General features: G+C 35.2%; 17 protein-coding genes. 7 read left to right on the top strand and 10 right to left on the bottom strand.

The annotated features are described in order from the left end of the window. Positions 1 to 324: 324 nt before the first annotated feature. Complete coding sequence (locus AACK98_RS03200; RefSeq protein ID WP_339042257.1) at positions 325 to 2,607, top strand: type IV secretion system protein; 2,283 nt, start codon at positions 325 to 327, stop codon at positions 2,605 to 2,607. Positions 2,608 to 3,143: 536 nt separating this feature from the next. Here the strand turns inward: AACK98_RS03200 and AACK98_RS03195 are convergent. From AACK98_RS03195 to AACK98_RS03175, 5 genes are all read right to left on the bottom strand, one after another. Next, positions 3,144 to 3,290 (bottom strand): hypothetical protein, encoded by a 147-nt coding sequence (locus AACK98_RS03195; protein ID WP_339042255.1) that lies wholly within the window; start codon positions 3,288 to 3,290, stop codon positions 3,144 to 3,146. A 175-nt stretch (positions 3,291 to 3,465) separates the two neighbouring features. After that, entirely contained in the window at positions 3,466 to 4,347 is an 882-nt protein-coding gene (lpxC, locus tag AACK98_RS03190; protein WP_339042253.1) for a UDP-3-O-acyl-N-acetylglucosamine deacetylase, read from the bottom strand. Further along, the gene (gene rsmD, locus AACK98_RS03185) at positions 4,331 to 4,891 is read right to left on the bottom strand and encodes a 16S rRNA (guanine(966)-N(2))-methyltransferase RsmD (protein WP_339042248.1); all 561 of its coding nucleotides are present in this window, start codon (positions 4,889 to 4,891) and stop codon (positions 4,331 to 4,333) included. The genes lpxC and rsmD overlap by 17 nt, the downstream gene beginning before the upstream one ends. Before the next feature lie 35 nt (positions 4,892 to 4,926). After that, a complete protein-coding gene (locus tag AACK98_RS03180; protein ID WP_339042246.1) occupies positions 4,927 to 5,415 on the bottom strand; it encodes an HIT domain-containing protein in 489 nt (162 codons plus the stop codon). Positions 5,416 to 5,691: 276 nt separating this feature from the next. After that, positions 5,692 to 6,465 (bottom strand): IS982 family transposase, encoded by a 774-nt coding sequence (locus AACK98_RS03175; RefSeq protein ID WP_339040242.1) that lies wholly within the window; start codon positions 6,463 to 6,465, stop codon positions 5,692 to 5,694. A gap of 403 nt (positions 6,466 to 6,868) precedes the next feature. Between AACK98_RS03175 and AACK98_RS03170 the strand changes: the two genes are divergently transcribed. Then, the gene (locus AACK98_RS03170; RefSeq protein WP_339042244.1) at positions 6,869 to 7,852 is read left to right on the top strand and encodes an RluA family pseudouridine synthase; all 984 of its coding nucleotides are present in this window, start codon (positions 6,869 to 6,871) and stop codon (positions 7,850 to 7,852) included. A gap of 346 nt (positions 7,853 to 8,198) precedes the next feature. On the opposite strand, the gene AACK98_RS03165 is transcribed toward AACK98_RS03170, so the two are convergent. The 5 genes from AACK98_RS03165 to AACK98_RS03145 all read right to left on the bottom strand — a co-directional run bounded on the left by AACK98_RS03165 (position 8,199) and on the right by AACK98_RS03145 (position 11,741). Beyond that, complete coding sequence (locus AACK98_RS03165; protein WP_339042242.1) at positions 8,199 to 8,570, bottom strand: hypothetical protein; 372 nt, start codon at positions 8,568 to 8,570, stop codon at positions 8,199 to 8,201. A 129-nt stretch (positions 8,571 to 8,699) separates the two neighbouring features. Next, entirely contained in the window at positions 8,700 to 10,115 is a 1,416-nt protein-coding gene (locus AACK98_RS03160) for a hypothetical protein (RefSeq protein WP_339042240.1), read from the bottom strand. Between the two features lie 129 nt (positions 10,116 to 10,244). Beyond that, entirely contained in the window at positions 10,245 to 10,613 is a 369-nt protein-coding gene (locus AACK98_RS03155; RefSeq protein ID WP_339042493.1) for an IS1 family transposase, read from the bottom strand. Then, entirely contained in the window at positions 10,520 to 10,903 is a 384-nt protein-coding gene (locus AACK98_RS03150) for a hypothetical protein (RefSeq protein ID WP_339042238.1), read from the bottom strand. Before AACK98_RS03150 ends, AACK98_RS03155 begins: the two co-directional genes overlap by 94 nt. Positions 10,904 to 11,609: 706 nt before the next feature. Next, positions 11,610 to 11,741, bottom strand: coding sequence for a hypothetical protein (locus tag AACK98_RS03145; RefSeq protein ID WP_339042236.1), 132 nt, complete (start codon positions 11,739 to 11,741; stop codon positions 11,610 to 11,612). Positions 11,742 to 11,817: 76 nt separating this feature from the next. Here AACK98_RS03145 and AACK98_RS03140 point away from each other — a divergent pair, with 76 nt between their 5' ends. The 5 genes from AACK98_RS03140 to AACK98_RS03120 all read left to right on the top strand — a co-directional run bounded on the left by AACK98_RS03140 (position 11,818) and on the right by AACK98_RS03120 (position 13,946). After that, positions 11,818 to 12,342, top strand: coding sequence for a hypothetical protein (locus tag AACK98_RS03140; protein WP_339042234.1), 525 nt, complete (start codon positions 11,818 to 11,820; stop codon positions 12,340 to 12,342). A gap of 23 nt (positions 12,343 to 12,365) precedes the next feature. After that, complete coding sequence (locus AACK98_RS03135; protein WP_339042232.1) at positions 12,366 to 12,665, top strand: hypothetical protein; 300 nt, start codon at positions 12,366 to 12,368, stop codon at positions 12,663 to 12,665. A gap of 120 nt (positions 12,666 to 12,785) precedes the next feature. Further along, the gene (locus AACK98_RS03130; RefSeq protein WP_339042230.1) at positions 12,786 to 13,169 is read left to right on the top strand and encodes a hypothetical protein; all 384 of its coding nucleotides are present in this window, start codon (positions 12,786 to 12,788) and stop codon (positions 13,167 to 13,169) included. Beyond that, the gene (locus AACK98_RS03125) at positions 13,073 to 13,444 is read left to right on the top strand and encodes an IS1 family transposase (RefSeq protein WP_339042555.1); all 372 of its coding nucleotides are present in this window, start codon (positions 13,073 to 13,075) and stop codon (positions 13,442 to 13,444) included. The genes AACK98_RS03130 and AACK98_RS03125 overlap by 97 nt, the downstream gene beginning before the upstream one ends. A gap of 31 nt (positions 13,445 to 13,475) precedes the next feature. Next, entirely contained in the window at positions 13,476 to 13,946 is a 471-nt protein-coding gene (locus tag AACK98_RS03120) for a hypothetical protein (protein WP_339042228.1), read from the top strand. The last annotated feature ends 134 nt before the right edge of the window (positions 13,947 to 14,080 follow it).

Below are 14,080 nucleotides of genomic sequence, written 5' to 3'. Positions count from 1 at the left end.
CCACGTGAGTGTTTTTATGTTTTAGTGACAATCAAATCACAGTTTGGAACAGGTTATGCAAGAGGTCTAATGTCTTCACAATGATTTGGTTAACAAGACTATAGCAGACTCTTACGCACTTAATTTCTAAAGCTTGTGGTTATTACTTGATATAGATTTTCTATTGGCTTTGTGATCATATAACGCGAATAAGTTAATATTCGTTACAAGTGTAATACTAGAATATAGATGAATGTGAGATTGTTTGTTATATATTCGTAGCTTCTAGATACTAAAATACCAATTGAGTCTCTATATCATTCTTAGAGTTACTACAATGTGTCTTTGATAAATGTTCATTTTTTCGTTAATGTTTTAAACTCTAAGTTCATATTTAACAGTTCGTTTTTAATAAGATATATAAATATGCCTGTGAGATTGTTTCCTCGTATAGTAGTGCAACTACTTTTTCTCATTGTTATTTGTTATGCAGAAGCTTTAGCTGATGATTCCAGTGTCTGCATAGCTGCTAATGATTTTGGATTAGGTGGCGTCTTTAAAATACGTGCAAACCCTGATGAAGGGAATTCTGGACCAACCAAATTACTCCGAACCCAACCAAAAAAAGCTCAAATTGCTCCATGGATCGACACTGAACTTTATGCTTCTGGGAACACATTGGATAATGGTGGTAATTTGCTTGCAGCCATTACTGGATCTTGGAATCCGTGGGGTATGGGAGGAGGTTCTTGTAAATACTTAAACTGCGATCCTGCAAAACCTCACGATGCAGTTTGTCTGCCTAGTGGTGAAATAGTTGATGACAGCATAGACAATGCACCATGCATTGTAGCTGATGGATATGGATTATATGGTCTTATTGCAATATTAAAAGACGGTGTATATCAAGATCCTAATAAAATTGAGAATGCAACATCTTTGCCACAAACATATTTTAGAACTTTTAATGTCACACCTTTAAAAAAAGGTGACATAAGAAGACCTGACATAGATAGTGGAGCGCCAGAACAGAAAAATAAATACGAATACCATTTTGAAATCTCACAAACTCAATATTGTGACATAAATTCGAATTGCGTGCCTGATACAAATCCAGACGGTAGCCCAGCTGTGCTTGAAGGACGTCTATTCTTTAAAATCTTAGACAGATATTATCAAGATAATACTGGTTCTTATGAAATCAATATATTGAGCGGTGTTTATAGTGAGCGTGGCTTTATAGAAACAACAATAAAATTTTTCCAAGATACAATTTTGCGTGTTACAGATCGTATATATCAATCCATAACCACTGACAGCAACTTCATCAACATAGTAAGAGCGTTACTGCTATTATATATCACCTCCTCTTCAATTGGGTTTATGCTCGGTGTTTTGAAAATGAATCAATCAGAATTGATAATTAGGATTGTGAAAATAGGCCTTGTTGCCACATTAATATCAGAAGGAAGCTGGGAATTTTTTAACAAGTACCTATTCACGTATTTTACTGAAGGCGCAGAATCTATTGGTATTATGATAATAAAAGCTTCGCTATTTAACGATGAGGGAATTCCTAATTACATTTTGCCCAAAGACGCAACACCTCTTGCAGTATATGACAGCCTTCTTAAAATGCTAACAATGCCGCCAATACATATAAAGATAGCTGCTCTGCTTTTTTATAAATGGCAGCTTTATTGGATACCTTGCATATACATATGCATATTTTTAATCTTGTGGGCCATATTTAAGTCTGTTGTTCTTTATCTGCTTGCCATAATGCAGTTTGCTTTATTGCTAGTTGCAGCTCCAATATTCTTAATTATGATGCTGTTTAAGATTACATCAAGCCTCTTTGATGCATGGCTTAAGAATTGCATAGCTGTAGCTATATTATATTTATTAGTCTCAGCCAGTATAGCTATGATGATGGCCCTCATAGTAAATCAAATCACATCTCTTCTTGGATATGAAGTTTGCTGGCAAACCGTTTGGGAACTTAAGTTGTTATGGCTTACGATTTTCGAGTTGAAGTTTTGGTATCCACAATCAGATACTCAGGTTTTGGACTCCATAAATGCTATAAACTTCTTTGCTTTCTTAGTGGTTTGTTTCTTGTTTAAATCTTTTATAGAAAGCCTGCCATCATTTGCTGATATGCTTAGTAATGCTGTCAGAACTCCTCTAATATCAATGTATGACAATATGATTAGGTCATATAATCAATCTCCGCTTGCTGGGCTTGGTGCAAAAGTGCGTGCGTTGAATCCTATAGGGATGTTGCTCGATAGAAAAGGAAGCGTTACTCGCACTGGTATTGATGCTATTAGTGGTATTTATGGAATGGGTGAGTCGATTGTTGACAAGATCGACGACAAACTAGGATATGAAAGAAGAGAATTTGGAAGACGTCCAATTGATGATAGGTTTAATGACAGGGATGATAGCGGCCCAGACAACATGCACCATGCATCGCAGCAAGGTCAGCCGCAAGATAATCAGGATAACGCTAGTAGTAATCAGTCACGAGATGCACAAGGAGCAGCGGAACAAAATTCCAATAATAATAGAGGAAATGCTGGTGGTGACGAGCAAGATAATGACCCTGGAAATGCAAGAAGATAGAGCACGCTTAAATTTTCTAAAAAGACGAAGTTAAAGTGTTCTGTTATTTGGTCCATTCGCCAAAAATTTATTTGCGTAGCAAATAAATTTTTGTGGAGAAGTTAAATGTGCAACAATGACCGATATAACTAGAGCATTGCAAAGCCTCAACTATCTGAAACCGAGCCCTTTTTCCATTAGATGACAATCATGTGGATGTTTTGTATGCTTTGGCTGAACTGTCGTGTCAATAATCACGGCTGCCAAATCTTTGTTTTAACTGCGCCAATCCTACAGCCTATTCTGACCACCTCCTTTAATATCTCACGACAACCAGATTCTCACAGATCTTGACGAAATCTTCTTATGCAACTTTCAGATACAATTATGTCATTTTTGAAATAGTCATATCAACAACAATACTGCCAATATGCATTTTCCTGAAGGCCACTCCTCGGTATAACAATCAGAGGCGTTTGAAATGGCTTTGCAGCATAAACAACCCTAGCATAACACGACGGTCTTTACGGCTTCTACCATATCGTTTCGCAGAAACTTTACCAAAAATTCGCTCCTAAAAGACCACAACAATCAACTTTCGATCTTAATTTATATAACTTATGTTGTGGATTCAAACTATCAGATAATCTCTCCTCAAATATTCTACTTTGAGTATTATTAATTTTCACTTCTTCTCCTGGCATATAATACAAATCCGTAAGGTTTTTGGGGTCTTTTATAACGTTTTCTTACGGATTTAAAATACTATTTTGACACTCGGGGCTCATTTTATGCCTCTTCTGGCGCGCGTACTACTTAGAGTTATGACGCAGGAGAGCTACACAATAATTTGGTCCACAATATATAGCTTGTTGTACTTCAGAATATAGGCGGCAAGACTATTGCGTAATTGTTCTCATTTTCAAATATTGTATGTAAAAGCTTGTTGTTTAACATGTGTCCTGATTTTATAGCTTCTACATAACCAACCAACTCATACCCAGCAAGGTACAAGTCTCCTATACAATCCAAAACCTTATGCCTAACAAACTCATCTTCATAGCGCAATCCCTCATCATTCACAACGCCATTAGCCGATACACCGACTGCATTCTTAAGAGAAGCACCTTTTGCAAGCCCTCTAGACTGCAGCATCTCGATCTCCTCAATAAAACCAAATGTTCTTGCTTTTGCTACTTCGGCAGCAAAGCTACATTTATTTGAGTCAAAAATATATCTCTGTGTTCCTATACTTGGGTGCGAAAACGATATTGTAAAGTCTATAACAAAACCATCATACGGACGAATTTTAATACTTTTATCGTTTTGCCTCACCTCAACATCCTTTAACATTTTCAATCGCTTTGTAGGAATTTCTTGATTAATATATCCAACACTTTGTATTAAATTCACAAAGCATAAAGCACTACCATCAAGCGCAGGAACCTCAGGCGCATCTATCTCAACTATGACATTGCTGATTCTATATGCAGCCAAAGCAGCCATTAAATGCTCGACAGTCATAACACTCACACCGCACTCATTAGATAATACCGTACAAAATCCAGTATCCGAAACGCTTAAAAATGAAGCTTGCACTTCATTTCCACCATCCACATCTATGCGAATAAATTTAATCCCAGAATTTACAGGTGCAGGTTTTAACGTGAGATTTGCAATCTTTCCAGTGTGAAGTCCTACACCACTGCATGACACGGTGCTTTTGATCGATCTTTGCATCATTTTAATTTGCCAATCCACAAAATACTACTTTAGTATTTCCATACTCTCTACAGTCAAAAACCGTAATATAATTTGGAGTTTTTATAAAATTACGTTTAGCAACTTCAATAACTAACACTCCATCATCAGACAAAAGCTTGTTCCTTACAATAGAGTCTACACTCTCGTATGCAAAAGAGCTATTATAAGGTGGATCTACATATATCAACCCATACTGCCCAGTTACCTTACTCAAATCTCTAGCATCCATACAAAGATATTCCACACTCTCACGTATATTAATGCGATTCACATTACTCTTTAAATGCTGTATGTTATGCGAGCTAATATCAACAAAAGTTACGTGTGAAGCTCCAACAGAAAGTGCTTCTATTCCAAAAGCACCACTACCACAGTATACATCAAGCACACGAACGCCATTAAAATTTGCGGCAGCTCTAAGCACATTGAACACAGCAGCTCTAATTTTCGACTGCGTAGGTCTCAACCCAAGCTTCCTGCAGTGTACTACACTTGGCAGCAACATCTTGCGATTTTTATATTTACCAACATTGATAAGCATTCACTAGCCTCGAAACATATACCTCAAAAAGAAACTCAGCTAATAAATTTGCCAAGATGTTTTTTCCCAAGCAAGTGGATATGAAAATGATAGACAGTCTGCTCTGCATCATTTCCGTGATTAGCCACAATTCTGTATCCCGATTCTTCCAAGCCAAGAAGCTTAGCAACTTTTTGCACAGAAAGAAAGAAACTACTAACAAATGATGGATCTGCTTTTTGCACAAAGTCATTAAAGGAAATGCATTCAAACTTAGGTATCACAAGAACATGCACAGGTGCAGCAGGCGCTATATCATTAAAGGCTAGAGAGAATGCATCCTCATATATCACATTTGCTTGTATTTCTCTGCGTAATATCTTTGCAAATATATTGTCAGCATTATATATTTTTTCGCTCATTTCATGAACCAATGCACAGATTAATTGATTTTTACAAGGCTGACTTAGCCAGGATACTACGTACAACTTTTTTAGCCATAAGTCAACTTCACACTCACCTGTAACAATCATTGCTAAAACCAACAGAGCAATACTATAAATTATAATAAAAATTCTAGAAGAGAGAAAATTCACACCTTTATCATACGTGTTATAAATCAAATGTGCAAATATTGCAAACTTAACATTTACATGCAGACCTTGTTATATCTGACTAATGCTTAAAATACCATGGTTGTCTATTAATAACACGAGTGTATGACAGATTTTTTCAACAATACAAAGAGGTACATATATACAAGTTTTATTACTTTAGTGACTACTACAATATATATGGCAACTCGCATTATATATATAACCTCAGTTCGATATAAGAGCTAAGTTTATTATTTTATTTTTCCATGAGACTGCTGGTTTATTTGGTTTTAAAGTATAAGCAGTTATTCCAGCAAATAAGTTAGCTAAGAAATTAGTTGTTGATCTATGCCTTGTGTGCTGTATATGACAGATATTCTTCAGTTGTCCTATAGCTGTTTCAATAAAGTTACGCTTGTTTAAAAAGGATTTTTGAGCTTCAGAATATAGCTTTTCTTTCATGTTTTTCTTAAGTCTAGTAATTAGCTCTAAACCTTGAGCACGTAGCTTTTTAGCTATGTTCTTGCATATATATCCACGATCTCCAAACAGCCATCCTTTCAAGTTGCGTGCAAGATTCTCTACAACTGCTCTATCATCTTTATTACCAGGTGTTATTGATATATTAATAATTTCACCACAATCATTCATGATAATATGCAATTTAAATCCAAAGAACCAACCAGTTGATGTTTTCCCACGTTTTGCTATATCTTTGAAAACTTTGTGTCTTCTTATGCGCATATTATGACAAACCTCAAGCTTTGTTGAATCAATATAGTATTTACCAGTCTTACTTCCAGATAAAGAGCGTAGCATAACCATCTGTGGCACAACAGCATGCTTCATAAGCTCAACAAATCTATTGTAACTCACTAATCTTGGAAATTCCGACGCATAGTGTATGCTTAGACAGTCTTTATAAAAATCTTTAAATGTTCGATAATGACTAAGTTGGAACATCACAAGTATTGTAATGATCTCTGATAAGCTCAGCATGTATTGCCTATGTCTTAATCTTCTCTCACTGCATAAACCTCGATTCTGCAATTGCTCTTCAAATAGCTTGCAAAAGTCATCTATATAACAGTATAGCTCTAATAAGGGAACCATGGTATATCCTCAAAATGTAGTGGTTTTGGAGGAATTCTAATGGTTCCATTCTTATGCCGCTAATCTTATTTCTCTATTCCTTACGTCGAACTGGGGTTATATACGAAGTTAGACTGCAAAAAGAGTTAGGCAAAGTGAGGGTGCATGTTGTATACACTTGAAAAGTATGATTAGTATACATCGTATGACACAATGACATTACTCTACAACTAAGCGCATCCTTGATGTTATTATCATTTCATGATAGGTGTCAACGACACACTATTTTTAAGCACTGAATTTAATAAGAATGATTAAAAATATCAAAATAGGAATGAACATACATAAAATTTTGATCTCGCAACAAGATGCAGGAACTAGGCTCGGCAAACTGATTAATAAATACTTTGCTACCGTACCCTTTACAACTATAGCAAAACTCGTACGCACTGGCCAAATTAGAGTCAATGGAAAGCGTTCAACACTAAATGCAAAGCTTGAAAAAGACGATGAAGTTAGAATTCCAATACATGAACCCACAATCATGAAAAATGTGGATAATATTGATAGAAAATTTTCTGAGCTTGAAAAAAAGATAGCAGCAGAGCTAGTAGAAAGTCTAATATATAAAGATGAAAACATATTTGTGTTAAATAAACCTGCAGGACTTGCAGTACAAGGCGGAAGTAAGATTAAAATAAGCATAGACTCATTATCAAGTTTACTGCAGTTTGAAGCTAATGAAAAGCCTAGATTGGTGCACAGACTAGACAAGGAAACCAGTGGAATACTATTATTAGCGAGAAATAAACAAGCTGCTCAAACATTATCGCTTGCACTAAAAGAACAAAATATACAAAAAAGATATATTGCTATTCTTGATGGAGTACCAGAAATAACTGAAGATGTGATTAACATTCCTATTAAAAAATCTCGTCTTCAGTGTCGACAATTTGAAAAAGTTCAAGAAGATAGCGAAGGAAAAAATGCTGTCACAGAATATAGAGTACTTGATTGCATAAATAATAGTAAAATTCGTCTTTCATTAGTGGAATTTTTATTGATTACTGGACGCACTCACCAGATAAGAGTACATAGCTCATCTATTGGGTGCCCGGTTCTTGGAGATGAAAAATATGTGAAAAACAAAGCAAATAAAAAAAGTCCTTTGTTTTTGCATGCATGGCAAATCCAGATTTCTTTATTTGGAAAAAATCTAAAACTCACAGCACAATTGCCTGATTACTTCACTACTAAACTCAAAAGCTTGAATATGAAACTCTCTTATAAATAATACTAATTTTCTATTATAAATAGATATATTATTTCTTGATATGCTAAGTAAATGAGATTTTTTAAAAAAATCAATGCAAAGCTATCTTTATAGTCTGTTCATCAAAAATTTATTTACACAGCAAATTAATTTTTGGCGGATATACTGGATAACACTCTCTTTTTATGCAGCTTCTGAGACTTTTGGCGTGCGTACTACTGAACCGCCGTGTACGGAAACAAGTATATGCTGTGATGTTGAAGAGACTGTTGTGAAGTCTCTTCCTAGCACGATTCATCGCTGTTGATCACTAAAACCGAACATTACTTTATCAAACTCATCCATAAACAAAGTTTCATATGATGTATCATTTTGCTACATACGTACATTCTTCCAATCTATCACTCAGCATTGTATAGGCATTTTTTATTGCTATCACTGCTTCTGTGCGAGGTATGCCCTTTTTTTCAGCATAAGAAATTGCTTCGCTATATTCTTTGATGCGCTCAAAGAAGTTATCTATAATCAATTTATTTCTATTTGTGTCAGTTTGTTCATAATATGAGTTTTCTGGATGGAATTGCACTCCAGGCTGACCAGTTTTGGAAGCTACTGCTTGTACCACCCCTTCTTTAGATACAGCTCCAAGTTTAACATCACCAAGTTGTTCTTGTACTCCAGAGTATTTGTGCGACCTATGCACTGGAAATATAACATTTGGAAATACACATTTCTCCAATGCTTCATTTTGCTCAGTTTTAGTAAGTGCTGCAAAATGCGGGAAAGTACCTTTAATGAATGTTACACGACGATCAAGTTCATATTTATTTACAACATCTAATTTTCCTCCTTTGTTTAGAATAAGATGCTATGCGCCTGAGCATATGCCAAGGTATGGAATCCCAAATTCATTTGAAACATTCAGCACAGATTGATATAACTGCTCGTTCTCTAGCATCGTCTCACCCTGTATATCTTGTAGATTAAATGGTACATTTGGGAAGCTATCGCCTGCTCCAGGATTAATGAATCCACTAAATTCTTTAAGAAATTCTGTGTCATTTTGCTGAGCTTGAGACAATGGTAGTATATATATACCGTAGTTCGAATGTACAAAGGGTTTTAGTGCTTCAAGGACATCTGATGACCACATCTCTCGTATGTTTGAGACTCCAAGTAAAATTCCAGAAATTAAAACATTGTTATGAAATAATTCTTGCACAAGATGAGTATCTTGGCGCTGCAACGCACCTCTCATAATTGTCTTGTAATCAAAGTCTAACGATATATTGCCTAAAAAACCATTTAAACTTGGTTTTTTCATCATATTGTAAAGTGTATATTCTATACCTTGAGAGCTAGACAAATTACTGAACAATAGCTCCGTTAATTCAGAATTATTATCAAGCGCCGCTTGATAAACTGCGGATTCATCTGCTTTAGCGCCATTTTCAAGTAGTAATTTGACCAATTCTATATTTTTATCTCGTACCGCTTGATTCACTACATATGCATCTACTTTAGCACCGTTTTCAAGCAGCAATTTTAGCATTTCAAAGTGATTAGATTCGATAGCAGAGTAAACGACAGAGTTAATAACAGCATGCATACTGCTTTCTGTAATTTTCCAGCCATTTTCAATAAGCAGCTTAAGAATCTTGACATTTCTATATAATAATGCATATTTTGCCGCATATTCGCTAATTTTTTCTTCTTTTTTTATAAGAGACTCGAGTTCCTTGTATCCATTATGTCGAACAACAGTTCTGACGATATCTTCGTCAACTTTATCACAGTGTTTTAATAATAGTTTAAGTGCTTTTTTGTGATTTTTAATAAGAGCGATTTCTACAAGACCTGTGTCGACATTTCCACCATTTTTGAGCAGCAATTGTAGTATTATGATGTTATTATTAGATACTGCACTTGCCATCATATCTCTGTTAATATCTCCACCATGCTTCAATAAGAGTGCTACGGTTTCGTTATCATTTTGCGATACTGCAATATTTACAGCATATGTACTAACTTTTACACCATTTGCAAGCAGAGCATTAATGTTCTCCATGTTTTTTTGCTTTACCGCAATTTCTAAGGATGTTGCGTTGCTACTCATGTGGCGCTTAACTAGCAACCTTAGCGCACTGCTATCTATTTCCTTAATCGTTGAATTTCCTGCAGGGAGATCAGTAGTTTCTGTAGTCATTGTAGGTAGTCTTGTCGTAAAAAGATCCATAATTGCAGAAATCATTGCTGACAGTCTTGTCGTAAAATTAAGCTCCATAGTATGATAAGTATTATGATTTATTAGTTACGACTTTGAATTACATATAATTGTATACAGCTTGTTATGCTATGTTGCAATAACATTGATACTGTCTTAAGGGTCAAGCATTAAATTTTTTGAGAGTTTTCACATAAAGATAGATAAGAGCTGTTCTTGATATTGTTTGAATATTTGCGTAATAGTAAGAGCGCACCAAAGCTTGATGGATCCGTATACCATTGACTCTTTTTTAGAAACGATTTTAGTGCGCCGTGTCATTCGGCCTAAATGATGTCGCGTGTTGCTATTATCTCTCTCGATACATACTGTGCCAGACTTTCCAATTGTATGACGCTCTTTGGGTAAAATTTTAGAAAAAGCATCCCAATCATCCGTATAAAAATGACATTCTTTCAGATGACTCACTTTGTTGTAGAGCTTTTGGAATGTTGCAGTATCACGATTGCCTGTAACCCAGGCAACTGTTCTCCTTGTACTACGATCAACTGCCTTAATGATCCAAAGCTTGTTTTTTTTGAACCAATAAAATGCCACATCTCGTCGAATTCCATCTCCATAATATCCGAAGAGACAACTGGCTCCTGAGTCTTGCCCATCGCCTCTACTACCCAGCGATAAATTATGGACGGCGAATGCCATAATATCTTGCATAACATAGAAAAAGAGCCCCTACCAAGACTATATAGCATAACGCATAATGCTTTCTTAACAGCTGTTTGAGGCTTCTTGCCCAGATCGCCCTCAACAAAATTTAGAACATGATCTGCACTTATAACGCTGTACACCCCTCACAATGCCATTCTTTACAAAGATATCAGAGCAACATCCCTTACAACAAACCATAAAACCACTCTTTAGTTTTTAAAAAAGTGATCATATCATACTTCTATCTAATTGTGAAAACTCTCAATTTATTTTTCTAGTATGCTGATATCTTAATGTGAAAACTATATTACCTGCTTTAGCTATAACATGAACCTATCTAGAATCTTTAAATTAATGGAACTAAGAAGATTCACGCAAAAAGCGCTATAAAGCTGTTGCTTAGGTATTTTCTGTTTTTCAAAGGCATATTTTCATAAATTCGCAAGCAATCATTCAACAACAATACATTGTTTTTGGAGCGTATTAATTTTTTAGAAGTGTCTCAAAATGAGTGCTGCGATTTTCCACTTTCCGATAAATGCTTTTTTTATTGAGAGTAGCGTAATTTACTACGTTAAGTCGTTATGTATTGCCATTTATAGTTCTACTTTATTTGCGTCATATAATAGCAAAACTGTGATAATTTATCACTATTAGTTAAAATCCATAAATTATGCAGAGATCTTCTTTAAACAATCATAAAATTTCTTGAGCACTACTATTATTATAGCAAGCTTAATCATTACAATTCTCTCTGTTCGAAACCAATGCATGGTGAATACTCTGTCAAATTAATATATTAATGCCGTTCTTTACAGCATAAATTAAATAAAAATGTGAGAGTTTTCACATAAAGATAGATAAGAGCTGTTCTTGATATTGTTTGAATATTTGTGTAATAGTAAGAGCGCACCAAAGCTTGATGGATCCGTATACCATTGACTCTTTTTTAGAAACGATTTTAGTGCGCCGTGTCATTCGGCATAAATTAATAATGCTATCACACTTTATTGACCTTATAGAAACTAAAGATCAAAAAGTAGAGTTTAACTGGTTGCAATATGATAGATTAAATAGTCTCTTAAAAAATTCAATATTTCAAAATATTGAGCTTTCAGAGGTTGATAGATATTCAATAATTTCATCTGCATGTAAGCTTGCAGTCTTAAGAAAAAATGTTCCAGGATTTTTAGCATCTAAAGAAGAAATTGAGAAGTGGAATGATCCTAATGGAGCAAGAAAGCTCAGTATAGTCACAAAAGACCTAATATCTTCTGATAAGAATAGTTCAAACAAATGGATTCAATTAAACAAAAATCTCAAAGCATATATTTTAGCCTTCTTAACTGGAGATTTAGGTGATTATCATAATTATAGTCAAGTATTGACGATACTTCGGAAATCTCCGTACAGCAAATCCATGTTAAAACTCAGCAATGTCTCTAGTAATATTCTTAGTAATGACAAACCATTCGATGATTTCTCTGGCAATGGCCTTTTAGTGATTATGAGCAATCAATTTTCACAGATATTGAAACGCAATACTATAGTGATGCATTGCATAAACTACTTGCCTTGAGACTGGAAAGCGTAAAGGAAATTTTGTCACAAGATACTGTTACAATAGTAAGATTAAACAACATATGGCAACCTGGCTTTGATTCAGCAATTTCTGAGCTTGTTTTACATGCAATCACCAAATTTTCTGCTCATAAGGATATTGGCACTATGTTGGCACCGATTAACTTATACGGTAAGCACTGGGTTGGTTTAATATTAGAAAAGGTATCAGAAGGTATATTCGAAATTTATTATATCGACTCTGCAAACAGGGTTATAGATGAGAACATAAAAATAGCATTGGCACATGCATTTGCTGATTACGATATCAAAGTTAAGTAGAGTTTTCACAATTAGATAGAAGTATGATATGATCACTTTTTTAAAAACTAAAGAGTGGTTTTATGGTTTGTTGTAAGGGATGTTGCTCTGATAGCTTGGTAAAAAATGGCATTGTGAGGGGTGTACAGCGTTATAAGTGCAGATCATGTTCTAAATTTTGTTGAGGGCGATCTGCGCAAGAAGTCTCAAACAGCTGTTAAGAAAGCATTATGCGTTATGCTATATAGTCTTGGTAATGGCTCTTTTTCTATGTTAGGCAAGATATTAGGGCATTCGCCGTCCATAATTTATCGCTGGGTAGTAGAGGCGATGGGCAAGACTCAGGAGCCAGTTGTCTCTTCGGATATTATGGAGATGGAATTCGACGAGATGTGGCATTTTATTGGTTCAAAAAAAACAAGCTTTGGATCATTAAGGCAGTTGATCGTAGTACAAGGAGAACCGTTGCCTGGGTTACAGGCAATCGTGATACTGCAACATTCCAAAAGCTCTACAACAAAGTGAGTCATCTGAAAGAATGTCATTTTTATACGGATGATTGGGATGCTTTTTCTAAAATTTTACCCAAAGAGCGTCATACAATTGGAAAGTCTGGCACAGTATGTATCGAGAGAGATAATAGCAACACGCGACATCATTTATGCCGAATGACACGGCGCACTAAAATCGTTTCTAAAAAAGAGTCAATGGTATACAGATCCATCAAGCTTTGGTGCGCTCTTACTATTACACAAATATTCAAACAATATCAAGAACAGCTCTTATCTATCTTTATGTGAAAACTCTCAAGTTAAGATATCAGAATTGGCGGTGCCAGAGCAGAAATATGGAAACTGTCGGTCTGAATTGGTAGAAAACTTTATCTTTTATTTAACAGGACAGCGCATAAGTCAAGAAGATGCTATAACCGTACACTATGCACTTCTTGAGGACTCACTTTCTGATTCTCAATACACATATAGAAACTCTTCCCAGATCGAAATTAGCAGAAATGTTAAATCAACATGGTATAATGGTAACAAAACAAACCTCAAAATTCGTCATGATCTACGGGAATATGTCTTAAAGCAAGGCTTTAGCTATAATCCAGAAACTATGGATACAAAAACACTGAAGCAGCTGCACTATTTTCTAGAAACTGGAGTGTTATTCAATAGCGCTGCAAATGCTCTAGGCGCTACTGATGAGGGATATACAACACCACAGCAAGCAGATAATCTCTGTGATGAATATGATATTCCATGCTTGATTATATACAAGATGACAGACTTTCTATCATAAGCAGTCGCATGCATCATAATGCTCAAAACGCGGAATTTATATCGGTTGCAAGCTCTATACAACATAAAAATCCAGCAGAAAAAGTGGTAAAATTGCAAAAAACCTTATGGATTTTTAAATTTTACCTCTGCACA

The organism is Candidatus Lariskella endosymbiont of Hedychridium roseum, from assembly GCF_964020185.1.
Classification (GTDB): domain Bacteria; phylum Pseudomonadota; class Alphaproteobacteria; order Rickettsiales; family Midichloriaceae; genus Lariskella.
Note: the sequence above shows the minus strand (reverse complement) of the source record. Positions and strands in the feature narration are given on the sequence as shown.

Bases quoted from the DNA above. Each gene is read 5' to 3' on its own strand.
- rsmD (WP_339042248.1), bottom strand. From the start codon at position 4,891: ATGCTTATCAATGTTGGTAAATATAAAAATCGCAAGATGTTGCTGCCA.
- AACK98_RS03145 (WP_339042236.1), bottom strand. From the start codon at position 11,741: ATGACACGGCGCACTAAAATCGTTTCTAAAAAAGAGTCAATGGTATAC.
- AACK98_RS03160 (WP_339042240.1), bottom strand. From the start codon at position 10,115: ATGGAGCTTAATTTTACGACAAGACTGTCAGCAATGATTTCTGCAATT.
- AACK98_RS03175 (WP_339040242.1), bottom strand. From the start codon at position 6,465: ATGCTGAGCTTATCAGAGATCATTACAATACTTGTGATGTTCCAACTT.
- AACK98_RS03170 (WP_339042244.1), top strand. From the start codon at position 6,869: ATGATTAAAAATATCAAAATAGGAATGAACATACATAAAATTTTGATC.
- AACK98_RS03195 (WP_339042255.1), bottom strand. From the start codon at position 3,290: ATGCCAGGAGAAGAAGTGAAAATTAATAATACTCAAAGTAGAATATTT.